Raw genomic sequence first — 21,604 nt, 5'->3', positions numbered from 1 at the left:
GGCCCGGCGCACGACGACGCGCCGGGCACGGCGGGTTCGCGGGGCGACGAAGCGCCGCCGCGCGACCGCCACGCCGGCTCAGCGCATCGCATAGCGCAGCGTCACGAACACCTCGCGCTGCGGGGTGTTGTAGCCGTAGGCCGTCTCGTAGCGCTTGCCGCCGGCGTTGTCGATGCGCGCATCCAGCGCCCAGTCGCGACAGAGCTGGGTGCTCGCGCGCAGGTCGAGGCGGGTGTAGCCGCCGAGCTTCACCTCGCCGCCGCCGTCGGTGTCGCGGCGCTCGTCCACCGCCTTCAGGCTCGCGCCGACGCTCCAGTTGCCGATGCGCTGGTCGGCGTTGATGCCGGCGCTGCGCTTGGCGCGACGCGGCAGCCAGGCGTCGGTGGTCTCGTTGCGCGGGTCGATCAGGTCGAGCGTGGCGCCAAGATCGAGGTCGTTGGCGAGATGGGCGGTCCAGCTCGCGGTCCAGCCGGTCACGAGCGCATGCGGCACGTTGGTGGGCGTGCGGCCCGAGGTGATGAAGTTGCGCACCCGGTTGCCGAACCAGGCGACGCGCAGGTCATGCCCGGCGCCCGCGTAGCGCAGGCTGAATTCGCGGTGGCGGCCTTCTTCCGGCAGCAGGTTCGGGTTGCCGAACACCGGCCAGTAGAGCTGGTTGAAGCTCGGCGCCGCGAAGCTCGTGCCCACCGAGGCGCCCAGCCGCCAGCGCGGCAGGAATTCGTAGCCGTAGCCTGCGGTGCCGTTGTTCTGCGTGCCGTACTGGCTGTTGCGGTCGTGGCGGGCGCTGAGCTGCCACACGTGCGCGCCGGCGCGGCCGTCGAGGCCGGTGACGAAGGCGTCGATGTCGCGCGAGGTCTCGACGAAGTCGGCGCCGTCCTTGTGCGCGCTCTGACGGGTGTGCTCGACCGCCGCGAGCAGCGTGCCGACCGGCGTGTCGAAGCGGTTGTCGATCGCCGCCTGGTCCTGCCGCGTGCGGAAGTTGCCGAGGCTCCACGACTGGGCCGCGGTGTAGGTGTCGGACACGTCGGTGCTGCTGCCGGCGCGCACGGTCATGCGCCAGACCGGCGTGATGCTGCCGTCGAGCGAGGCGGCGATCACCTGGCCGCGCTGATGGCTCTTGGCCGAGGCGTCGGGCGCGGCGGGGTCGATGCCGTCATCGAAATCGCTTACGCCGCGCGTGCCGATGGCGCTCGCGCGCAGCCGCCAGTCGGGCGAGATGCGCCAGCCGAAGCCGGCATTGCCCGAGGTCTGGCTCATGCCGTCGTTGTCGGGATGCCAGTTGTCGAAGGGCGCGCGCGGATTGCTGCCCGACTGCCCGCGCCGCCGCGTGCCCTGCACGCCAGCCGACCAGTCGAAGGCGCCGTCGTCGCCGGCCACGCCCGCGAACCCGGCATTCGCGCTGCGGAAGCCCGCGCTGCCGGCGGTGACGGCCGCGTTCGGCGCGAAGCCGGCGGCGCCCGCCGCGTCGGTCGCCTGCCGGCTGCCCGCGCGCGTGAAGATCTGGATCACGCCGCCGACGGCATCGCTGCCGTACAGGCCGCTGGCCGGGCCGCGCACGATCTCGATGCGCTCGATGGCCGACAGCGGCAGGTTCTCGAAGATCGGCTGGCCGGCCGACACCGAGCCGTAGCGCACACCGTCAATCAGCAGCAGCGTGTGGCGGCCGTCCATGCCGCGCAGATAGAGGCTGCTCAGGCTGCCGTAGCCGCCCGTGGTGGCGGCCTGCACGCCGGCGCGGCGCGAGATCACGTCGGCGAGGCTGCGGCCCTCGGCGCGTTCGAGTTCGGCGCGGTCGATGACGGTCACGTCGGCGATCAGCTCGTCGGCGCGCGCCGGCTGGCGGGTAGCCGTCACCACCACCTGGGGCAGTGCGGCCGAATCATCGGAAGCGGCCAGCGCGGCCGGTGCGTGGAAGGACAGCAGCGCAAGCGCCGCCGCGACCGGGCACAGACGCCCGGCGGAGGAATTGGAATGCATGAAAGGCAAGTCGGGATGACTGCCGGAACCCGCCTCCCCGCGAGCCCGGACGACAAGACCGCGCGCGAACGCGGTCACCTGCTGGCCGGTATCCGGGCTGGCGGAACCGCCGGCGCCGCCTTCCCGGCCGTACCGCCCGAAAGGCAGGTTGACCAGTGGCGAAGCGCGCCGGCTGGGGTCGTGGACCCCGTCCGCTTACCGTTGCGGGGGCAGCGCAGGTTGGCGTGATCCGGTGGATCGGGCGCTTCCTGCTTCCCGTTTAACCGCCGCGACCGAGAGGCACGGCGAGCACCAGGCGGCGCGGATGATACAGACGGAAACCGGCCGGGCCGCGCACGCCGCGCGGCGCGAGGCTGCCGCCCGTCGCCCCCGCGCGTCGCGCCGGCCGGCACCGGTCCGCTGCGCCGCAGCATCGCGGCCGTCCCGCAAGGAGCCTGAATGAAGCCCTGGTCGTCCTCCTCCACGTCACCGATCGCGCGGTGCATGGCGCCCGTCGTGAACGGCGTCCTCGCCGGCGCCGGGGCGACTGTCGCCGCGATGCTGCTCGGTGCCCTCGCCGGCTGCGCCCAGTCTGGCCAGCCGGTCGCGCGCGACGCGGCCGATGCCCCGCGCGTGACGGTCGAGTTCGTCGAGCCCGAGCGCTTCGTCGATGCGCGCCTGCGCGGCGGGCGCGGCGCCGACGACAGCGTGCTCGACCTGCTGCGCGCCCATCTCGTCGAGCAGGCGCGCGGCTGCCTGCCCGCCGGCAGCAGCCTCACGGTGCGCATCACCGACATCGATCTCGCCGGCGAGACGCCGCCGCTGCTGGCCGCGACCGATTTCCGCGTGATGCGCGACATCACCTGGCCGCGCATCGACCTCGACTGGCGCCTCGCCGATGCCGACGGCACGACGCTCGCGGCGCGCAGCGAAAGCGTGTCCGACATGAACTATCTGCGTGGCGCCGCCGTGCGGGCCGACGGCGCGCCGCTGCGCTACGACCGCGCGCTGCTGAGCGGCTGGCTGCGCCGGCGCTTCTGCCCCTGACGGCACGCGCCCGCGCGCCGGTCGGCGCGATGGCACGAGAACCGTGAGCCCGGCGCCCGCGCGCCGGCCGCCGCCGCGACCGTCAGGCCGCGACCGGATGCATCTGGCTTTGCAGATAGTTGGGCAGGCCGACCAGCTCGATGAGGCCGAGCTGCTTCGACAGCCAGTAGGCGTGGTCGACCTCGGTATCGACCAGCATCGGAATCAGCACCTCGCGGCTCACGAAGTCCGAATGCCGCTCGCACACGGCGATCGCGGCGCGCACGTTCTGCGTCACCGAGATCTCGACCGCGAGATCGTTGGCGAACAGGCTCGGCAGGTCGCTGCCGATGTTGAGCGCGCTGGGCCGCATGTCGGGCATGCCGCCGAGCATCAGGATGCGGCGGATCAGCGCGTCGGCATGGCCGGTCTCATCTTCCATCTCGTGCGAGATGCGGTCGGCGGCCACGTCCAGGCCCCAGTCATAAAGCATGCGCGAGTGGATGAAGTACTGGTCGCGCGCCGCGAGTTCGTCGACGAGCAGCGCGTTCAGGGCATCGATGACGGCTGGGTGGCCTTGCATGGTGGACATTCCTGGCAGGGGAAATTGACCGCCCGATGATGGTTGCCGCCCCTGCACGCGTCCCCCCTCCGGCCGGCTGGGTTTGATCTGGATCAGGCGCGCCCGCCATACGGTCGCGCCGCTGGCACGGATGGCGCCGGTCAGGCCGGCACCGCCCGATCCCGCGCCCAGGCCCGCAGCGCCGCTACCGCCTCGGCCATCGTCACCGAGATCGGCCGGGTGCGGCGCAGCTCGGCAAGCACCAGCGCATCGCCGACCGGCGCCTGCGCGCCCTGAGCCTCGAAGCAGGCGCTGATGACGGCCTGCTCGATCTCCGCGCCCGAGAAGCCATCGCAAGCCGCCGCCAGCGCCGGCAGATCGAAGCCCGCCGCCTCCAGCCCGCGCCGCGCAAGGTGGATCGCGAACATCTCGGCCCGCGTCGCCGCGTCCGGCAGATCGACGAAGAAGATTTCATCGAAGCGGCCCTTGCGCAGCAGCTCGGGCGGCAGCGCGCGGATGTCGTTGGCGGTCGCGGCGATGAACACCGGCTTGTCGCGCTCGGCCATCCACGTGAGCAGGCTGCCCAGCACGCGCCGGCCCACGCCGCCGTCGGCGTCGGCATTGCCTTGCGCCATCGCCTTCTCGATCTCGTCGATCCACAGCACGCAGGGCGCCATCGCCTCGGCGGCGGCCAGCGCGGCGCGCAGCCGGCGCTCGGTCTCGCCGTGGAACTTGTCCTGCAAGGCGCCGATGTCGAGCCGCGCGAGCGGCAGCTTCCAGTCGGCGGCGATGGCGCGCGCCGCCAGGCTCTTGCCGCCGCCCTGCACGCCCAGCAGCAGCACGCCGCGCGGCGTGGGCAGATTGGGCGCGGCGCCGCGAAACGCGCTTTCGCGCAGCGCCAGCCAACGCTTGAGATTGGCCATGCCAGCGACCGCCAGCCGCGCCGCCTCGGGGAATTCCACGTCGAGCGCCGAGTCGGCCAGCATCTCGCGCTTGATGCGCATGACGCGGTGCAGATCGGCATCGGTGATGGCGCCGTCGTCGCGGATGCTCAGCCGCAGCAGCCGGCGCGCGTCCTCCTCGCACAGGCCCAGCAGCTGCTGCACCAGGCGGTCGGCGGTCGCGCGCTCGCCGGCCACCTTGGCGCCCGACTCCTCGGCATAGGCCGCCAGCTCCTCGCGAAAGATGTCGCGCACCCGGGCCAGATCGGGCAGCGGCAGGCGCTCGAACAGCGCATGGCGCGCGATCTCGGGCGGCAGATCGATGCGCGGACCGACGATGACCAGGCTGCATTTGCGCGCCGGATGGTCGAAGGCAATCTCGCGCAGCAGCCGCTGCACCGCCGCCTCGCCGAGAAAGGGATGGACGTCGAACAGCAGATAGATGCCGCGCGGGCCTTCCTTGTCGATGAAGCGCAGCGCCGCCTCGAAGTCTTCGGTGTCGGGGAATTCGCGCCGCGCGCTCGACGGCGCCATGCCGCCACCGCCGCCGCCGCCGCTGCTCCAGCGGAAATTGCTGTGGCTCAGGCCGTCGGCCACGCTCCATTCGAAGCAGGCGTCGCCGAGTTCATCGGCGAGCTGGCGGATGAGGGCGCGGGCGCGCGGCTCCTCATGGGTTTCGATGCACAGAAGCGGAAAGCGCGAGGTGAGCGCCTGACGGAGCGTGGGCAGAGGCATGGCGGAACCCGGTGAAAGCGACAGCCCGGACGATAGGCGATCGGGCGCCGCCGAGCGCATCGAGCAAGGCATGCAAGCGCCCGCAAACCGTTGAATGCTGGATTCCGGCCAATTGCCGGACGCAATTGCAGCAGCCAATGGCGCAATTGCTGGCAATTCGCCATTGCAACAACGACAGGCGCGAATCGATTCTGCGATTCGGTCCGTACTGTCACGGCAATTCAATTGCCCGGCGAATTGGGCTCGCATAAAGTGAATGCCCGAGCAAACTCACCGGAGATTTCATCCATGGATCGCAGAAACTTTTTCGTCAATTCGGCCGCCGCCGGCATCGCCACCGCCCTGGTCAGCCACGGCGCCCAGGCCGCCGACGGCAGCCCGCTGCCGCCCAAGAACCTGGTGCTCACCGACGAAAACCCGGGCGACTTCGCCGGCCGCCGCGCCACCCACCTGCCGCGCATCGAAGTGGCGGGCAGCAAGGTCAAGGTCGTGACGCGCCACGGTCATTCGGCCGAGCATTTCATCGTGCGCCACACCCTGCTGCTGGCCGACGGCAGCCTGCTCGGCGCCAAGACGTTTACCGGCGATGTTGAACCGGCGTCGGAATACGACCTGCCGGCGGGATACAAGGGAAAGATTTACGCGACCAGCTTCTGCAATCTGCACGATCTTTGGCTGGCGGAAGCGACGGTTTGAGGGAATTGCAATGACGAGCGCGGGAGCCGTGATGCGAGTGGGCGTTTCTGACGCGGCAAAGCGGCTGTCGCGGCTCGTCAAACGAGTGCAGGTGGGTGAGGAGGTTGTCATCACCTCATAACCTGGGCATGCGCTTTCGCGATTCACATGCTCCGAGTTCACCGGTCAATCTGTTGCGACGGTGGTCCAATCCTCGACCGTTAAGCCAACAGGTACACGCTGGAAGACACGATCATGACTGACCAGCGTTGCGCCAACCGCCTTGGCATGCGCCGCAATCATCAGATCGAGCGAAGCGAGTGTGATGCCAGCCGATTCGCAATCCGTGCGTAGACGGCTATAGCTGATTGCAGCGTCGGAGTCCCACGGCAGCACGTCCACGCGGATCAGGAATTCGTGTACGCGCTGCGTCAGCCCTGCCGGATTGCCACGTTTGGCAAGGCCGTAGCGCAACTCAGCTTCGGTCACCACTGAAATGCCGATTTCGCTCATTGGCACAGCCGCCAACCGTTCGCGCACCCGGACGATATCGCCACGAATTACATGACTGACGATGTTCGTGTCGAGCAGATAGCGCGTCACTCCTGCCAGCCTTCGAAAGGATCGCGGTCGTGGCTGCCCTGATTGCGGTCGGCTTCGGTCAGGAAGTCGCTCGGCACTTCGGTGGTGGTGTCGAGCGCGAATAGGCCGTCCCACGACTGCGGGCGACGCGACAGGATTACGTCGCCGGTCACCGGATCGCGGCGGATGTAGACCTCCGTGCCTTCGAAGCGGAATTCCATCGGGAGACGGACGGCTTGGCTGCGGCCGGTGGTGAAGAGTTTGGCGGTGATGGGCATGGCAACCTCAGCAGCTTGGTAAATATCAAGATACCTATCAAAATTATCAAGTAAAGTTAAAAGTGGCAAGTGAATTCACGAACCGCACTACCTGCAAATTGGAGTCAAAATGCCGTATTACTTACCTCCTTCAATTCCAACCAACAGTCGAGCCATGATTTTTGTCGACGGTGAGAATCTTGCCATACGATTCAAAAATCTAATCGAAAGTAATAAAATTAGCCAAAGCGATCATGTTATCAATGAGCCAAATATCTATGTCTGGTCACGAATTCAATTCTGGCACCACCACGCAAATTGCTCATTTATTCGCAGCCACTATTATACGTGCGCCCGAGCCGACGATAGCAGAATCGACCAGATATCAGATGAATTGAGAAACCTAGGAATTACTGATCCGCGAGTTTTTAAGAAGAAATCAAATGGTCGTTCGAAGCGAGTGGACATTACACTTGCCACCGAAATGCTGAGTCATGCTCACAATGGAAACTACGAGATAGCTGTTCTAGTTGCCGGGGATGACGACTACGTCCCTCTCGTGCGTGAGATTAAACGAATGGGCAAACAGGTTGCACTATGGTTTTTGGAAGATGGACTTAGCAAAGATCTTCGACGAGAGTGCGATCTTTTCTTCAACTTATCGGATTATTTAGGCAGGCCAAGCAACTGGGTGCATGAACGCTTCTAAAGCCAATTTGAAGTAAAAATCAACAAAACCCCATGAACTGACTATCACGCGGTACATCAACTCATGGGCTTTATGTCAAAACACTCAAAACAAAAAATACCTCTGCGCCATCGGCAACACCACCGCCGGCTCGCAATCGAGCAGCTGCCCATCCGCATGCACCTGATACGTCTCCGGATGCACGGTGATCTTCGGCAGATAGTCGTTCAGCTTCATGTCCCGCTTGGTCAGCGAGCGAATCCCCTGCACCGGCACAATCGTCTTCGCCAATCCATAGCGCTCGCCAATTCCCGCCTCGAATCCGGCCTGCGAAACAAAGGTGAGCGACGTGCGAGCCAGCGCCCCACCCGCCGCCGCGAATTGCGGCCGGAAATGCACCGGCTGCGGCGTGGGAATGCTGGCATTCGGATCGCCCATCGCGGCCGCCGCAATCATTCCGCCCTTCATCACAACAAACGGCTTCACGCCGAAGAACGCCGGCTTCCACAGCACCAGGTCGGCGAACTTGCCCACCTCCACGCTGCCCACCTCGTGCGCGATGCCGTGAGTGATGGCCGGGTTGATCGTGTACTTGGCGATGTAGCGCTTGACGCGCGCGTTGTCGTGGCGCGCGGTGTCGCCGGGCAGCGTGCCGCGTTGCAGCTTCATCTTGTGCGCGGTCTGCCAGGTGCGGATCACCACCTCGCCGACGCGGCCCATGGCCTGGCTGTCCGAGCTGAGCATCGAGAAGGCGCCGAGGTCGTGAAGGATGTCTTCGGCGGCGATGGTTTCCTTGCGGATGCGGCTTTCGGCAAAGGCGATGTCCTCGGCGATGGCGGCGTCGAGGTGGTGGCAGACCATGAGCATGTCGAGATGCTCGTCGAGCGTGTTGACCGTGTAGGGCCGCGTGGGGTTGGTAGAGCTGGGCAGCACGTTCAGCTCGCCGCACACCTTGATGATGTCGGGCGCATGGCCGCCGCCCGCGCCTTCGGTGTGGTAGGTGTGGATCACGCGGTTGCGGAAGGCCTTGATCGTCTCCTCGACGAAGCCGCCCTCGTTGAGCGTGTCGGAGTGGATGGCGACCTGCACATCGGTCTGGTCGGCAACGCTTAAGGCAGCGTCGATGGCGGCGGGCGTGGTGCCCCAGTCTTCATGCAATTTCAGGCCGATGGCGCCGGCGCTCACCTGCTCCAGCAGAGGGCCTTCGAGCGAGACATTGCCCTTGCCCAGAAAGCCGATGTTCATCGGATAGGCGTCGGCGGCTTGCAGCATCCGCTCCAGGTTCCACGGGCCCGGCGTGACGGTGGTGGCAAAGGTGCCGGTGGCCGGGCCGGTGCCGCCGCCGATCATGGTGGTCACGCCCGAGTACAGCGCCTCGTCGATCTGCTGCGGGCAGATGAAGTGGATGTGGGTGTCGATGCCGCCGGCGGTCACGATCATTCCCTCGCCGGCCACGATCTCGGTGGCGGCGCCGATCACGATGGTCACGCCCGGCTGGATGTCGGGATTGCCGGCCTTGCCGATGCCGCTGATGCGGCCGCCCTTGATGCCGATGTCGGCCTTGACGATGCCCCACCAGTCGACGATGAGCGCATTGGTGATGACCACGTCGGCGCAGTCGGCCGACATGCGCTGGCTCTGGCCCATGCCGTCGCGGATCACCTTGCCGCCACCGAATTTCACTTCCTCGCCGTAGATGGTGTGGTCGCGCTCGACCTCGATGACGAGGTCGGTGTCGGCCAGGCGCACGCGGTCGCCGGTGGTGGGGCCGAACATTTCGGCATAGGCCTGGCGGGAGATGCGCAGGGTCATGAGACTGGCTCCGAAGATGGGGAATTCAGGGGTAGAGCGCGACGACGGCGCGGACCCAGCCGCGCTCGAAGACGGGGATGGCGACCATCGTGTCGAGTCCGGCGGTCACGGCTGCGACGCCCAGCGCCGAGCCGGAGGCCGCGAGCTGGCTCACGACCATCGGGATGCCGCAGCGCCAGGCGCGGCCGACGGTGCTGTCGCTGCGCGTGAGCTGGACGCCGTCGTAGACGCGGTCGAGATTGGGCACGGCGTTGCACCAGCCGTCGCGAAAGACCAGATGCTCGCGCGCCGTGTCGACGGTCCAGATCTCGATCCGGCGCGCGACCGGCGTGGCCGGCGCCGACAGCAGCGTGACCACGCGCGGGCTTTCGCCGTCGATGCCGAAGGGAATCGCCAGCCCCAGGTCGATGCCGCATTGGCGCGCAATGGCGGCGCGCAGAAAGTCGGGCGAGCTGCCGAGGCCGGTCATCAGCTCGGGCAGACCGCTGGCCCAGGCGCGCCCGGGCAGGCCGAAGCCGCGCGCGAAGGTCACGTCCTGCGAGCTTTTGCCAAAGCCGGCGGCGCGGCCGTAATGGCCGTCGACGAGGCCGAGGTACTTGGGCTCGTCGGGCTCGGCGCCCCAGATTTCGAGCGCGCCCACAGCCGAGTCGGCATCGCCGCAGAGCAGCACCAGCACGCCGGTGAGGAATTCGCCGGCGCAGACCGGCAGCGCCAGACCGCTGCTCAGGCCCAGGCGCTGGGCGATGTCGCTGCGCTTGAACACCGAGGGATTGAGGTCGTGCAGAAAGACCGGCGCGCCGGTTTCCCAGGCCCGGCCGGGCAGGCCCTCGCCATGACTCCAGAGCAGCTTGCGGCTCAGTTCGGCCAGCTCGTCATGCGGGCCGTAGCTGCCCGAATGCAGCACGAGGTAGTCGCGGCTCGGGTGCGGCACCCACACCTCGCAGACCTGGATGAAGGGCGTCATGGCGTGGCTGCGTCGAGCGGGCCCATGACGCGGGCGTTGAAGCCGTAGACCACGCGCGCGCCGGCCAGCGCCACCAGCTCGACCGTGCGCTCCTGGCCGGGCTCGAAGCGCACCGCCGTGCCGGCGGCGATGTTTAGCCGGAAGCCGCGCGCCGCCGCCCGGTCGAAGGCGAGCGCCGCATTGGTCTCGAAGAAGTGGAAATGCGAGCCGACCTGGATCGGCCGGTCGCCGGTGTTGGCGACGGTGACCGTGACCGTGGCGCGGCCGGCGTTGAGTTCGAGCTCGCCGTCTTCCGGCAGGAGTTGTCCGGGAATCATCGGATGCAAGCCTTTGCGCGTCAGGGAATCGGATGGTGGACGGTGACCAGCTTGGTGCCGTCGGGAAAGGTCGCCTCGACCTGGATGTCGGGAATCATCTCGGGCACGCCGTCCATCACGTCGTCGCGCGCCAGCAGGGTGGTGCCGTAGCTCATGAGTTCGGCCACGGTGCGGCCGTCGCGCGCGCCTTCCATGATCGCGGCGGAAATGAAGGCCACCGCCTCGGGATAGTTGAGCTTGAGCCCGCGCGCGCGGCGGCGTTCGGCCAGCAGCGCGGCGGTGAAGATGAGGAGCTTGTCCTTCTCGCGGGGGGTCAGTTCCATGGCTTCCGTGGCCGGTGTTGCCGGCGGGTGATGGGCGCGCGATGCGCTGTGAGGGTGCAGACGGCCGGGGCGGCGCGCCGGACGGCCGGTTCGCTAGCGAGCGTCGTGCCAGCCGGTGGCCGCCGGCAAGCGGTAAATGCCCGCAAATCAGGCGGCCGGGCGCAGCGGGTTGCCGCGCCGCGCGGTCATGTGGCTCTCGATGACCTCGGCCAGCTGGATCGCCGCCGGCCGGATCGCCTCGACCGGCACCGACGCGAAGCCGAGGTTGAGCCCGGCCACGTCGCGCGGCGGGTCGGCGTAGTAGATCGACAGCGGCCGGGTGACGATACGGCGTTGCAGCGCCTCGTGCGCCAGCTGAACATCGTCGGCCGGGCCGTTGAGCGTGTAGAGCGATTGCAGGCCGGCCTGGGTGAGCGGGCTGTGCACCAGCCCGCGCAGCCGCGAGTCGAGGGTTTCGTGCAGCACGTCGCGGCGCTCCTGGTAGATGGCGCGCATGCGCCGGATGTGCGCCGTGAAGTGCCCGGCCTCGATGAACTCGGCCAGCGCCGCCTGCTCGGCCAGCCGCCCTTCGCGGTAGAGCTCGGCATTGCCGAGCGTGAAGGCTTCGACCATGTCCTCCGGCACCACCATGTAGGACATGCGCATGCCCGGGAACAGCACCTTGCTCAGCGTGCCCAGGTAGATGACGCGGCGCGACTGCGACAGGCCGAACAGCGAGGTGACCGGGTGGTCGTGATAGCGCAGCTCGTTGTCGTAGTCGTCTTCCACGATCCAGCCGCCGCACTCCTCCACGCGCTCCAGCAATTGCAGCCGGCGGTCAAGCGACAGCACGATGCCGGTCGGGTACTGGCTCGACGGCGTGACCATGATGAGCCGCGGCGGCGTGGCCCAGTGCGCGTCGGTCGGCGCGATGCCGCGCTCGTCGAGCGGCACCGCTTGCAGCCGCAGCCCGGCGGCGCGCAGCACATTGCGCGCGCCCCAATAGCCCGGCTCCTCGACCCAGGCCAGATCGCCGTGGTCGCAGAGCATGCGGGCGCACAGGTCGAAGGCCTGATGGCTGCCGTTGATGATGACGATCTGGCGCGGGCTGCACTGGAGCATCCGCGTCACGTTCAGGTACTCGGCCAGCGCCACCTTGAGCGGGCCGTAACCGCCGTGGCCGTACTGCATCAGCGCCGAATGGCCGGGGCCGTGATAGCGCGCCAGCAGCCGGTTCCAGACCTTGAACGGAAAGTGCTCCACGTCCGGCACGCCCGGCATGAAGGCGCCCTGCTGGATGCGGCTGCTCGCGGCATCGACGCCGATGAGCGCGCCGCGCTTGCTGATGCCCTCGCGCCGCGTGCCGATGAGCCGGCGCGGCGGCGCCGCCTTGTCGCTGCGCAGCGCATCCGACACGAAGGTGCCGGTGCCGCTCTGGCCCTCCAGATAGCCCTCGGACAGCAGCTGGTCGTAGGCCCAGAGCACCGTGTTGCGGCCGAGCGCCAGATCGCGCGCCAGGCTGCGCGTGCCGGGCAGGCATTCGCCGGCCGCAAGCTCGCGCCCGAGGATGGCCTGGCGCAGCGCCAGATAGAGCCGGGTGCGCAACATGCCGGCCTCGGGCTGCTGGGCGAAGTGGCGCTGGATGATTTCGACGAGGAGCCGCTGGTCCATCACGCTGCCGGTTCGGGGGAACCGGTTCCTTGAAAGTGGGGTTTGGTGGTTCTTCGGGGGGACACGTTAATGCCTAAACTCCGCCGCCATCGCTTCATCGCCCGGCCACGTTCGCGTGGTTGCAACGCTTTGCCAGGAGTCGTGAATGACTGCCGCTTCCCCGCACGTCACTTTCCGCAAGGTCCGCAAGACCTATGACGGCGAGCACCTCATCGTGCGCGACCTCGACCTCGACATCGAACGGGGCGAGTTCCTGACGCTGCTCGGCCCGTCGGGCTCGGGCAAGACCACCTGCCTGATGATGCTGGCCGGCTTCGAGACGCCCACCGCCGGCGAGATCCGCCTCGGCGGCAAGGTCATCAACAAGCTGCCGCCCTGGCGCCGCAACATCGGCGTGGTGTTCCAGAACTACGCGCTGTTCCCGCACATGACGGTGCGCGAGAACATCCGCTTCCCGCTCGCGGTGCGCAAGCTGCCCGCCGCCGAGATCGACGCCAAGGTGAAGCAGGCGCTGGCGATGGTGAAGCTCGAAGCCTTCGGCGACCGCTACCCGCAGCAGCTGTCGGGCGGCCAGCAGCAGCGCATTGCGCTGGCGCGGGCGCTGGTGTTTTCGCCCGAGCTGGTGCTGATGGACGAGCCGCTCGGCGCGCTCGACAAGCAGTTGCGCGAGCACATGCAGCTGGAGATCAAGCATCTGCACGACTCGCTCGGCATCACCTTTGTCTTCGTGACGCACGACCAGAGCGAGGCGCTGACCATGTCGGACCGTATCGCGGTGTTCGACAAGGGCCGCATCCAGCAGCTCGACCGCGCCGACGCGCTGTACGAGCGGCCTGCAAACGCTTTCGTGGCCGGCTTCATCGGCGAGAGCAATGCGCTCGCCGCCACGGTCGAGCGCCACGACGGCAGCGAATGCAGCCTGCGGCTGGCCGACGGCAGCCTGCTGCGCGCCAGCGTCGGCGATCTGGGCAGCGAGAAGACCGCCACCGTGTCGATCCGGCCCGAGCGCGTGCTGATCGATCAGGCCGCCGAGGCCGCGCCGAGCCGCTTCACCGCCACGGTGAAGGAGCTGGTCTACCTCGGCGATCACCTGCGGCTGCGGCTCGATCTGGCCGGCAACGCCAGCTTCATGGTGAAGCTGCCGGCCGGCGCGCTCGACCGGCAAGTGCTGCCCGAGCAGCGCATTGCCGTCGGCATCCGACCCGAGCATGCCCGCGCCTTTGCCGAGACCCGCGCCGCCTGAGCGCCCGCCTTTCCAGCAGGCGCGCCGGCCCGGCGCGCCGACGATTCCGCGCCGCCTGCCGGCGCTCACAACCCATCGCAGCCCATCCATGAAATCCACCGTCGCACTCGCACTGGCCGCCCTGTTCGCCAGCACCGCCGCCCACGCCGCCGACCTGTCGGTCATCTCCTTTGGCGGCACCAACCAGAAGGCCCAGGAAAAGGCCTATTACCAGCCGTGGCAGAAGGCCAGCGGCAACAAGATCGTGGCCGGCGAATACAACGGCGAGCAGGCCAAGATCAAGGCCATGGTCGAGGCCGGCAAGGTGAGCTGGGACGTGGTGGAAGTCGAATCGCCCGAGCTGGTGCGCGGCTGCGAGGAAGGCCTGTACGAGAAGCTCGACTACAGCAAGATCGCGCCCAAGGGCGACTTCGTGCCCGGCACCGCGACCGAATGCGGCCTCGGCTTCTTCGTGTGGTCGACCGCGATGGCCTACAACGCCGACAAGGTCGGCGCCAAGGCGCCCACGAGCTGGGCCGATTTCTGGGACGTGAAGACCTGGCCCGGCAAGCGCGGCCTGCGCAAGGGCGCCAAATTCACGCTCGAAATCGCGCTCATGGCCGACGGCGTCGCGCCCGAGCAGGTGTATGCGCAACTGGCCACCAAGGCCGGCGTCGATCGCGCGTTCAAGAAGCTCGACCAGCTCAAGGCAAACATCCAGTGGTGGGAAGCCGGCGCCCAGCCGCCGCAAATGCTCGCCTCGGGCGATGTGACGATGGCCGCCGCGTTCAACGGCCGCATCGCCAATGCGCAGAAGGAAGGCCGCAATCTCAAGATCGTCTGGGCCGGCAACATCTATGACGTGGACGCCTGGGCCATCCCCAAGGGCAGCGCCAACCGCGAGCTGGCCTACAGCTTCATCAAGTTCGTGGCCCAGCCCGAGAACCAGCGCGTCTACTCGGGCGAAATCCCCTACGGCCCGACGCATGCCAAGGCGGTCGCCGGCATCGACGCCAGGATCGCCGCCGAACTGCCCACCGCCCCGGCCAACCTGAAGGGCGCGCTCCAGAGCAACACGCGCTTCTGGGTCGATCACGGCGAAGAGCTGGAACAGCGCTTCAACAGCTGGGCCGCGCGCTGAACGCCGCGCCCGAACTTCACTTCGCCGGGATGCCGCGATGACGCAATTGACCGAGGAACTGCCGATGCAAGCCGCCACGCCGCCTGCCGACGCCATGCCGCTCAAGCGCCAGCTGCGGCTGGCCGAGCGGCGCAAGAAGCTCAGCTCGCTCGCGCTGGTGCTGCCGGTGGCGGTGCTGCTGTTCGTGGCCTTTCTGTGGCCGATCGGCGCGCTGCTCAAGCGCGGCATCGACAACCGCGAAGTGATGGACGGGCTGCCCGCCACGACGGCGGCGCTCAAGGGCTGGAAGGCCGAACAGGGCTTGCCGGCCGACGCCGCCTTCGCCGCGCTCGCGGCCGACCTCGACGCCGGCCGTGGCACGCCCAGGCTCGCCGCCGCCGCCAAGCGGCTGAACATGGAGCAGTCGGGCCTGCGCTCGCTGGTGATGAAGACCGCGAGCGGCCTGCAAGCGCCGGCCGATGAAGCGCCCGCCGGCGATGCCGCCACGCCGTCGCCGCGCGAGCGCATCGCCGCGCTCGACGAGCGCTGGACCCAGCCCGAGGTCTGGCAAGCCATCGCCGCCAATGCCGCGCCCTACACGCCGCGCTATCTGCTCGCCGCGATGGACCGCGAGACCGCTGCCGACGGCAGCATCCAGCCTGTCGCGAGCGATCAGGCGGTGTTCGTCGACGTGTTCGCGCGCACCTTCTGGATGAGCGGCATCGTCACCGCCATCTGCCTGCTGCTGGGCTTTCCGCTCGCCTATGTGCTGGCCACGCTGCCGGCGCGCATCAGCAATGTGCTGATGATCTTCGTGCTGCTGCCGTTCTGGACCTCGGTGCTGGTGCGCGTGGCCGCCTGGATCGTGCTGCTGCAGGGCAGCGGGCTGGTCAATCAGGCGCTGATGCTGGCCGGCATCACCAGCGAGCCGCTGCAACTGGTGTTCAACCGCACCGGCGTCTACATCGCGATGATCCACATCCTGCTGCCCTTCATGGTGCTGCCGCTGTACTCGGTGATGAAGGGCGTGCCGCCGGTGTTCATGCGCGCCGCGCTGTCGATGGGCTGCAAGCCGTTCGCGGCGTTCTGGCGGGTCTACGTGCCGCAATGCATGCCGGGCGTGGCGGCGGGTTCGCTGCTGGTGTTCATTTTGGGCATGGGCTACTACATCACGCCGGCGCTGCTGGGCAGCCCGGGCGAGCAGATGGTCAGCTACTTCATCGCCTTCTTCACCAACGAGACGCTGAACTGGAGCATGGCCGCCGCGCTGTCGAGCGTGCTGCTCGCCGCGACGCTGGTGTTCTACGTGCTCTACGCCCGTTTCAACCGCCCGCGCCAGAACCGCGCCGCCCGCTGAGGAACCGTCATGGCAAGCCATTCCCTGCCCGATTACGCGACGCCCGTGCAAAGGCTTTCGCACTACGCGCTGCTGACGCTGACCGGCGCGCTGCTGGTGTTCCTGATGCTGCCGATCCTCGTGATCGTGCCGCTGTCGTTCAACGCCGATTCGATGCTGATGTACCCGATGACCGGCTTCTCGCTGCGCTGGTACGAGGAGCTGGCGCAGTCGGCGCCGTGGCGGCAGGCGCTGATGAACACCGCCATCGTCACGCCGGCGTCCACCTTGCTGGCGGTGCTGCTCGGCACGCTGGCGTCGGTCGGGCTGTCGCGCGGCGAGTTCGCCGGCAAGGCGCTGCTGACGGCGGTGCTGGTGTCGCCGATGGTGGTGCCGGCGGTCATCGTGGGCGTGGCGGTGTATCTGCTGTTCGCGCCGCTGGGTCTGGCCGGCAGCTATACCGGGCTGATCCTGGCGCATGCGGTGCTCGGCGTGCCCTTCGTCATCATCACGGTCACGGCCACGCTGCAAGGCTTCGACCACAACCTCATGCGGGCTGCCAGCAGCCTGGGCGCTCCTCCGCTCACCGCCTTCTTCAAGGTGATGCTGCCGGTGGTCGCACCGGGTGTCGCTTCCGGCGCGCTGTTCGCGTTCGCCACTTCGCTCGACGAGGTGGTGGTGACGCTCTTTCTCGCCGCGCCGGCGCAGGCCACGCTGCCGCGCCAGATGTTTGCCGGCATCCGCGAAAACATCAGCCCGACGATTGCCGCCGTGGCCACGCTGCTGATCGTGCTGTCGGCGCTGGCGCTGGTGCTGGTCGAGGGCCTGCGCCGCCGCGCCGAGCGCATCCGCACCGCCAGGGTGGATTGATGCGCGCCGCCCTGTCCTTCCACGGCCCGCCCCGGCGCTGAACCGCGCGGGCCGCCGCGCCCGCAAGCCATCCCGCCCCATCCGCCCGCAAGCGCGCCACGAGCGCGCCCACGGGCACCGCCTTGCCGAAAGAAACCGCATGCCCCAGCTCAACGACCCCTCGCTCTGGCGCCATCAGGCCGTCATCGGCGGTGTCTGGCTCGATGCCGACACCGGCGCCAGCACCGAAATCCTCGATCCCGCCACCGGCGCCTCGCTCGGCAGCGTGCCGCACCTGGGCGAAGCCGAAACCCGCCGCGCCATCGCCGCCGCCGAAGCGGCGCAGAAGTCGTGGCGCGCCCTGCCCGCCGCCAATCGCGGCCGGCTGCTGCGGCGCTGGTACGAGCTGATGCTCGAACACCAGGACGACCTCGCCGCGCTCATGACCGCCGAACAGGGCAAGCCGCTGGCCGAGGCCAAGGGCGAGATCGCCTACGCGGCGAGCTTCCTCGAATGGTTCGGCGAGGAAGCCAAGCGCCTGTACGGCGACGTGATTCCCAGCCCCGCGAACGACCGCCGCCTGGTCGTCATCCGTGAGCCGATCGGCGTCGCCGCCGCGATCACGCCGTGGAATTTCCCGGCCGCGATGATTACGCGCAAGGCCGGCGCGGCGCTCGCCGCCGGCTGCGCGATGGTCATCAAGCCCGCGCCGCAGACGCCGTTCTCGGCGCTGGCGCTGGCGGTGCTGGCCGAGCGCGCCGGCATTCCGGCCGGCGTGCTTAACGTGGTGACCGGCGATGCGGTCGCCATCGGCAACGAGCTGTGCCGCAACCCGGTGGTGCGCAAGCTGAGCTTCACCGGCTCCACCGCCGTCGGCATCAAGCTGATGGAGCAATGCGCGCCGACGCTCAAGAAGCTGTCGCTCGAACTCGGCGGCAATGCGCCCTTCATCGTGTTCGACGATGCCGATCTGGATGCGGCCGTGGCCGGCGCGATGGTTTCCAAGTACCGCAACGCCGGCCAGACCTGCGTCTGCGCCAACCGGCTGCTGGTGCAGGACGGCATCCACGACGCCTTCGTCGCCAGGCTGGCCGAAGCCGTCGCGACGCTCAAGGTCGGCGTCGGCACCGAGGCTGGCGTGAACCTCGGCCCGCTCATCAACGGCGCGGCCGTGAGCAAGGTCGAGCGCCATCTGGCCGATGCGCTGGCCAAGGGCGCGAGCGTGGTCACCGGCGGCAAGCCGCATGCGCTCGGCGGCAATTTCTTCGAGCCGACCATCGTGACCGGCGTGACGCCGGCAATGGCCGTGGCGCGCGAGGAAACCTTCGGGCCGCTCGCGCCGGTGTTCCGCTTCACCACCGAAGACGAGGCCGTCCGCATGGCCAACGACACCGAATTCGGCCTCGCCGCCTACTTCTATACGCGCGACATCGGCCGCGTCTGGCGCGTGGGCGAAGCGCTCGAATACGGCATGGTCGGCGCCAACACCGGGCTCATCTCGAATGAAGTCGCGCCCTTCGGCGGCATCAAGGCCTCGGGCCTCGGCCGCGAAGGCTCGAAGTACGGCTGCGACGAATACACCGAAATCAAATACCTCGCGATGGGCGGCCTCTGAGCCCGCCCCGCCTCCTCACACCGCAGCAAAGGACATCGACATGACCCAGCAGACCATCACCAACGCCGACCAGCTCGCCCGTCGCGCCGCCGCCCTGCCGCGCGGCGTGGGCCAGGCCCATCCCGTCGTCGCGCAGCGCGCGCTCAACGCCGAGGTGTGGGACGTGGAAGGCCGGCGCTACATCGACTTCGTCGCCGGCATCGCGGTGGTGAACACCGGCCACAACAATCCGCGCGTGCTGGCCGCCGTGGCCGAGCAGATGAAGGACTTCACCCACACCTGCTTTCAGGTGCTGGCCTATGACGGCTACATCAGCCTGTGCGAGCGCCTGAATGCGCGCATGCCTGGCCCGGGCGCGAAGAAGAGCTTTCTGATGAACTCGGGTGCCGAGGCGGTGGAAAACGCCGTGAAGGTGGCGCGCGCCGCGACCGGCCGGCCGGGGATCATCGCCTTCAACGGCGGCTTTCATGGACGGACGATGTTCACGCTGGGCCTGACCGGCAAGGTCGATCCGTACAAGATCGGTTTCGGCCCGTTCTCGGGCGACGTGTATCACGCGCCCTTCCCCAATCCGCTGCACGGCCTGAGCACCGAGGACGCGCTGGCCGGCGTGGAAGCGCTGTTCAAGTTCGACATCGAGGCGAGCCGCGTGGCCGCCTTCATCGTCGAGCCGGTGCAGGGCGAAGGCGGCTATTTGCCGGCGCCGGCGCCGTTCTTGCGCGGCCTGCGCGAGATCGCCGACCGCCACGGCATCCTCATCATTGCCGATGAAATCCAGAGCGGCGTCTGCCGCACCGGCAAGTTCTACGGCATCGAGCATTCGGGCATCGCGCCCGACATCGTGACGATGGCCAAGGGCCTGGGCGGCGGCTTTCCGATCGCTGCCGTGGTCGGCCGCGCCGAGGTGATGGACGCGGCCGCGCCGGGCGGCCTGGGCGGCACCTATGGCGGCAATCCGCTCGCCTGCGCGGCGGCGCTCACGGTGCTCGACATCGTCGACGACGAGCAGCTCTGCGAGAAGGTGCAGGCCACCGGCCGCGTCATGCTCGACAAGCTCGACGAGATCGCCGCCGCCCATCCCGACCGCGTGGCCGAAGTGCGCGGCCTGGGCGCGATGCTGGCCATCGAGTTCGGCAACAAGGATGGCGCCGGCCACTGGGCGCCCGACGGCGCGCTGGTGAAGGCCATCGTCGCCGAAGCGCGCGCGCGCGGCCTGCTGATCCTGAGCTGCGGGCCCTACGGCAATGTCATCCGCCTGATGCCGCCGCTGACCATCGATGCGGCTGCGCTCGCCGAAGGGCTGGCGCTGCTGGCTGCCTCGGTCGACGCCGCCATCGCCGCAGCCGCGTAAGCGGTTCGGCCTGCCCGGTCGCCGCGCGGCGGCCGGGCGCCCTTCGCCGCCCATTCCGGCCTCGCGCCGGACCTCCCCGTTTTCCCGCCTCCGCATGCGTCGCCAGCGCGATGCAGGGAGCCGGCTTGCCCGCGTCTGGCGCGGGCCTTTCTTCCAAACCACAACACGCAGAGACCCACGCCATGTCCCACGCCCTCCGCCCGCTCGTCCTCGCCCTTGTCGGCGCTGGCCTGCTCGCCGCCGCGCCCGCCCGCGCCGGTGAAGTCGACGAACTGCGCGCCGCGCTGCAAAAGCTGCAAGCCCGCATCGACCAGCTCGAAGCCAAGCAGACCGCCGCCGAAGCGGCTCCCGCGCCCGTCGCTGCCGCAGCGCCCGCAGCCGAAGTCATCACCGCCGGCAGCATGCCGGGCTCGATCCGCCTGCCCGGCGGCACCTCGCTGAAGATTTCCGGCTATGCCCAGCTCGACGCCGTCTTCGACGCGCGTGGCAACCAGGGCCGTGGCGTCAGCCTCGCCGACGCGCCGCTCGACGGCAGCGCCGATGCCAAACGCCGCAGCACCACCACGCTCAGCGCGCGCACCTCGCGCCTCAACTTCCAGACCGCCACGCCGAGCGATCTGGGCGACGTCAAGACCCGGGTCGAGTTCGACTTCTACACAAGCGAAGGCAGCGAGACCTATACCAACTCGGCCCGGCCGCGCCTGCGCCATGCCTACGGCACGGTCGGCCACTGGCTGGTCGGCCAGACCTGGTCCACCTTCATGGACGTGGACGCGCTGCCCGAGACGCTGGAATTCATCGGCCCGACCGGTCAGGTCTTCATCCGTCAGGCGCAGCTGCGCTACAGCACCGCGCTGCCGGTCGGCACGCTCGACCTCGCCGTGGAGAACCCGCAGAGCGATTCGCGCGACGTGGGCGGCAAGGTCACCTCCGTGGATCGCGGCCCCGATCTGGCCGCGCGCTGGACCACCGAAGGCGACTTCGGCCACGCCTCGCTGCGCGCCCTGGTGCGCCCGCTGCGCGCCGACGACGGCAGCGGCGACAACGCCGCCAGCCGCACCGGCTGGGGCCTGGGCGCGGGCGGCAGCCTCAAGCTCGGCGCCGACGATGTGCTGCTGGCCACGCTGCAAGGCGGCCAGGGCATCGGCCGCTACATCCAGGACGCCAACGCCGCCGCTGCCTACAGCGCCGACCGCCGCACCCTCGCCGCGCAGACCTCGCTCGGCGGCTACGTAGCGCTGCAACACGCCTGGGCGCCGCTGTGGCGCTCGACGCTCACTTACGGCCAGGTCAAGAACCGCAACGACGCCGGCTACGGCGACATCTCGGCACTCAACGCCAGCACGCGCGAAGCCTTCCTGAACGTGATCTGGACGCCGGTGAAGAACGTGGACGTGGGCGCCGAATACATCTGGGGCCAGCGCAAGACCGAGGCCGGCGACACCGGCAACATCAGCCGGGTGCAGACCTCGGCGCGCGTCAGCTTCTGATGCCGGCGGGCGCCGTCTGAATGGCGCCCGGTTGCAATTTCCCGCCGCTGCTCCGGTCGCACGCCCGGGCGCATCGCTTCTACAGTTGCGCTCGGGCCCGGCATTGCCGCGCCCATCCCGACCGCATTTGCCG

At 68.6% G+C, this 21,604-nt stretch carries 20 protein-coding genes and 1 riboswitch; of the genes, 10 read left to right on the top strand and 10 right to left on the bottom strand.

Annotated elements, in window-relative coordinates:
- Positions 1 to 78 precede the first annotated feature (78 nt).
- Complete coding sequence (locus B9P64_RS07775) at positions 79 to 1,977, bottom strand: TonB-dependent receptor domain-containing protein (protein ID WP_028311063.1); 1,899 nt, start codon at positions 1,975 to 1,977, stop codon at positions 79 to 81.
- A gap of 66 nt (positions 1,978 to 2,043) precedes the next feature.
- A riboswitch (cobalamin riboswitch) is annotated at positions 2,044 to 2,288 on the bottom strand.
- Positions 2,289 to 2,472: 184 nt separating this feature from the next.
- Here B9P64_RS07775 and B9P64_RS07770 point away from each other — a divergent pair.
- Positions 2,473 to 3,003 carry a DUF3016 domain-containing protein gene (locus B9P64_RS07770; RefSeq protein ID WP_235839923.1) on the top strand — a complete coding sequence of 177 codons (531 nt, stop codon included), beginning with the start codon at positions 2,473 to 2,475 and terminating at the stop codon, positions 3,001 to 3,003.
- 82 nt (positions 3,004 to 3,085) lie between these two features.
- On the opposite strand, the gene bfr is transcribed toward B9P64_RS07770, so the two are convergent.
- Complete coding sequence (bfr, locus tag B9P64_RS07765) at positions 3,086 to 3,565, bottom strand: bacterioferritin (protein ID WP_028311062.1); 480 nt, start codon at positions 3,563 to 3,565, stop codon at positions 3,086 to 3,088.
- A 140-nt stretch (positions 3,566 to 3,705) separates the two neighbouring features.
- Positions 3,706 to 5,220, bottom strand: a complete 1,515-nt coding sequence (locus B9P64_RS07760; RefSeq protein WP_085315665.1) for an AAA family ATPase — start codon at positions 5,218 to 5,220, stop codon at positions 3,706 to 3,708.
- Between the two features lie 288 nt (positions 5,221 to 5,508).
- On the opposite strand from B9P64_RS07760, the gene B9P64_RS07755 reads away from it, so the two are divergent.
- Positions 5,509 to 5,916: a desulfoferrodoxin family protein gene (locus B9P64_RS07755; RefSeq protein ID WP_085315664.1), complete on the top strand. Its 408-nt coding sequence runs from the start codon at positions 5,509 to 5,511 to the stop codon at positions 5,914 to 5,916.
- 165 nt (positions 5,917 to 6,081) lie between these two features.
- Here B9P64_RS07755 and B9P64_RS07750 read toward each other — a convergent pair whose 3' ends face one another.
- Positions 6,082 to 6,498, bottom strand: coding sequence for a type II toxin-antitoxin system VapC family toxin (locus B9P64_RS07750; RefSeq protein ID WP_085315663.1), 417 nt, complete (start codon positions 6,496 to 6,498; stop codon positions 6,082 to 6,084).
- Positions 6,495 to 6,755 (bottom strand): antitoxin, encoded by a 261-nt coding sequence (locus B9P64_RS07745; RefSeq protein WP_085315662.1) that lies wholly within the window; start codon positions 6,753 to 6,755, stop codon positions 6,495 to 6,497. Before B9P64_RS07745 ends, B9P64_RS07750 begins: the two co-directional genes overlap by 4 nt.
- A gap of 154 nt (positions 6,756 to 6,909) precedes the next feature.
- Here B9P64_RS07745 and B9P64_RS07740 point away from each other — a divergent pair, with 154 nt between their 5' ends.
- Positions 6,910 to 7,443: an NYN domain-containing protein gene (locus B9P64_RS07740; protein WP_176256766.1), complete on the top strand. Its 534-nt coding sequence runs from the start codon at positions 6,910 to 6,912 to the stop codon at positions 7,441 to 7,443.
- 84 nt (positions 7,444 to 7,527) lie between these two features.
- On the opposite strand, the gene ureC is transcribed toward B9P64_RS07740, so the two are convergent.
- From ureC to pdxR, 5 genes are all read right to left on the bottom strand, one after another.
- Positions 7,528 to 9,234 (bottom strand): urease subunit alpha, encoded by a 1,707-nt coding sequence (gene ureC / locus B9P64_RS07735; protein WP_085315660.1) that lies wholly within the window; start codon positions 9,232 to 9,234, stop codon positions 7,528 to 7,530.
- A 25-nt stretch (positions 9,235 to 9,259) separates the two neighbouring features.
- On the bottom strand, positions 9,260 to 10,198 hold the full coding sequence (locus B9P64_RS07730) for a GAF domain-containing protein (protein ID WP_085315659.1): 939 nt from the start codon (positions 10,196 to 10,198) through the stop codon (positions 9,260 to 9,262).
- Positions 10,195 to 10,515 (bottom strand): urease subunit beta, encoded by a 321-nt coding sequence (locus B9P64_RS07725; RefSeq protein WP_085315658.1) that lies wholly within the window; start codon positions 10,513 to 10,515, stop codon positions 10,195 to 10,197. The genes B9P64_RS07730 and B9P64_RS07725 overlap by 4 nt, the downstream gene beginning before the upstream one ends.
- Positions 10,516 to 10,535: 20 nt before the next feature.
- Positions 10,536 to 10,838: an urease subunit gamma gene (locus B9P64_RS07720; protein WP_085315657.1), complete on the bottom strand. Its 303-nt coding sequence runs from the start codon at positions 10,836 to 10,838 to the stop codon at positions 10,536 to 10,538.
- A 147-nt stretch (positions 10,839 to 10,985) separates the two neighbouring features.
- Positions 10,986 to 12,488 (bottom strand): MocR-like pyridoxine biosynthesis transcription factor PdxR, encoded by a 1,503-nt coding sequence (pdxR, locus tag B9P64_RS07715; RefSeq protein ID WP_085315656.1) that lies wholly within the window; start codon positions 12,486 to 12,488, stop codon positions 10,986 to 10,988.
- Positions 12,489 to 12,633: 145 nt separating this feature from the next.
- Here pdxR and B9P64_RS07710 point away from each other — a divergent pair, with 145 nt between their 5' ends.
- The 7 genes from B9P64_RS07710 (at position 12,634) to B9P64_RS07680 (ending at position 21,471) form a co-directional block, all read left to right on the top strand.
- Positions 12,634 to 13,731 carry an ABC transporter ATP-binding protein gene (locus B9P64_RS07710; protein ID WP_085315655.1) on the top strand — a complete coding sequence of 366 codons (1,098 nt, stop codon included), beginning with the start codon at positions 12,634 to 12,636 and terminating at the stop codon, positions 13,729 to 13,731.
- 88 nt (positions 13,732 to 13,819) lie between these two features.
- Positions 13,820 to 14,851, top strand: coding sequence for an ABC transporter substrate-binding protein (locus B9P64_RS07705; RefSeq protein ID WP_085315654.1), 1,032 nt, complete (start codon positions 13,820 to 13,822; stop codon positions 14,849 to 14,851).
- 58 nt (positions 14,852 to 14,909) lie between these two features.
- Entirely contained in the window at positions 14,910 to 16,187 is a 1,278-nt protein-coding gene (locus B9P64_RS07700; RefSeq protein WP_407919682.1) for an ABC transporter permease, read from the top strand.
- 9 nt (positions 16,188 to 16,196) lie between these two features.
- Positions 16,197 to 17,036, top strand: a complete 840-nt coding sequence (locus B9P64_RS07695) for an ABC transporter permease (protein ID WP_085315653.1) — start codon at positions 16,197 to 16,199, stop codon at positions 17,034 to 17,036.
- A 139-nt stretch (positions 17,037 to 17,175) separates the two neighbouring features.
- On the top strand, positions 17,176 to 18,630 hold the full coding sequence (locus B9P64_RS07690) for an NAD-dependent succinate-semialdehyde dehydrogenase (protein ID WP_085315652.1): 1,455 nt from the start codon (positions 17,176 to 17,178) through the stop codon (positions 18,628 to 18,630).
- 40 nt (positions 18,631 to 18,670) lie between these two features.
- A complete protein-coding gene (gene gabT / locus B9P64_RS07685; RefSeq protein WP_085315651.1) occupies positions 18,671 to 19,981 on the top strand; it encodes a 4-aminobutyrate--2-oxoglutarate transaminase in 1,311 nt (436 codons plus the stop codon).
- A gap of 182 nt (positions 19,982 to 20,163) precedes the next feature.
- Positions 20,164 to 21,471: a DcaP family trimeric outer membrane transporter gene (locus B9P64_RS07680; protein ID WP_085315650.1), complete on the top strand. Its 1,308-nt coding sequence runs from the start codon at positions 20,164 to 20,166 to the stop codon at positions 21,469 to 21,471.
- Positions 21,472 to 21,604 lie beyond the last annotated feature (133 nt).

It is taken from the genome of Derxia lacustris, from assembly GCF_002105195.1.
Taxonomy (GTDB): Bacteria; Pseudomonadota; Gammaproteobacteria; order Burkholderiales; family Burkholderiaceae_E; genus Derxia; species Derxia lacustris.
Note: the sequence above shows the minus strand (reverse complement) of the source record. Positions and strands in the feature narration are given on the sequence as shown.

What these genes read in the sequence shown, in the direction of transcription:
- B9P64_RS07775 (WP_028311063.1), bottom strand. Translation starts at nt 1,977, where the DNA reads ATGCATTCCAATTCCTCCGCCGGGCGTCTGTGCCCGGTCGCGGCGGCG.
- bfr (WP_028311062.1), bottom strand. Translation starts at nt 3,565, where the DNA reads ATGCAAGGCCACCCAGCCGTCATCGATGCCCTGAACGCGCTGCTCGTC.
- B9P64_RS07760 (WP_085315665.1), bottom strand. Translation starts at nt 5,220, where the DNA reads ATGCCTCTGCCCACGCTCCGTCAGGCGCTCACCTCGCGCTTTCCGCTT.
- B9P64_RS07755 (WP_085315664.1), top strand. Translation starts at nt 5,509, where the DNA reads ATGGATCGCAGAAACTTTTTCGTCAATTCGGCCGCCGCCGGCATCGCC.
- B9P64_RS07745 (WP_085315662.1), bottom strand. Translation starts at nt 6,755, where the DNA reads ATGCCCATCACCGCCAAACTCTTCACCACCGGCCGCAGCCAAGCCGTC.
- B9P64_RS07740 (WP_176256766.1), top strand. Translation starts at nt 6,910, where the DNA reads ATGATTTTTGTCGACGGTGAGAATCTTGCCATACGATTCAAAAATCTA.
- ureC (WP_085315660.1), bottom strand. Translation starts at nt 9,234, where the DNA reads ATGACCCTGCGCATCTCCCGCCAGGCCTATGCCGAAATGTTCGGCCCC.
- B9P64_RS07730 (WP_085315659.1), bottom strand. Translation starts at nt 10,198, where the DNA reads ATGACGCCCTTCATCCAGGTCTGCGAGGTGTGGGTGCCGCACCCGAGC.
- B9P64_RS07725 (WP_085315658.1), bottom strand. Translation starts at nt 10,515, where the DNA reads ATGATTCCCGGACAACTCCTGCCGGAAGACGGCGAGCTCGAACTCAAC.
- B9P64_RS07720 (WP_085315657.1), bottom strand. Translation starts at nt 10,838, where the DNA reads ATGGAACTGACCCCCCGCGAGAAGGACAAGCTCCTCATCTTCACCGCC.
- pdxR (WP_085315656.1), bottom strand. Translation starts at nt 12,488, where the DNA reads ATGGACCAGCGGCTCCTCGTCGAAATCATCCAGCGCCACTTCGCCCAG.
- B9P64_RS07710 (WP_085315655.1), top strand. Translation starts at nt 12,634, where the DNA reads ATGACTGCCGCTTCCCCGCACGTCACTTTCCGCAAGGTCCGCAAGACC.
- B9P64_RS07705 (WP_085315654.1), top strand. Translation starts at nt 13,820, where the DNA reads ATGAAATCCACCGTCGCACTCGCACTGGCCGCCCTGTTCGCCAGCACC.
- B9P64_RS07695 (WP_085315653.1), top strand. Translation starts at nt 16,197, where the DNA reads ATGGCAAGCCATTCCCTGCCCGATTACGCGACGCCCGTGCAAAGGCTT.
- B9P64_RS07690 (WP_085315652.1), top strand. Translation starts at nt 17,176, where the DNA reads ATGCCCCAGCTCAACGACCCCTCGCTCTGGCGCCATCAGGCCGTCATC.
- gabT (WP_085315651.1), top strand. Translation starts at nt 18,671, where the DNA reads ATGACCCAGCAGACCATCACCAACGCCGACCAGCTCGCCCGTCGCGCC.
- B9P64_RS07680 (WP_085315650.1), top strand. Translation starts at nt 20,164, where the DNA reads ATGTCCCACGCCCTCCGCCCGCTCGTCCTCGCCCTTGTCGGCGCTGGC.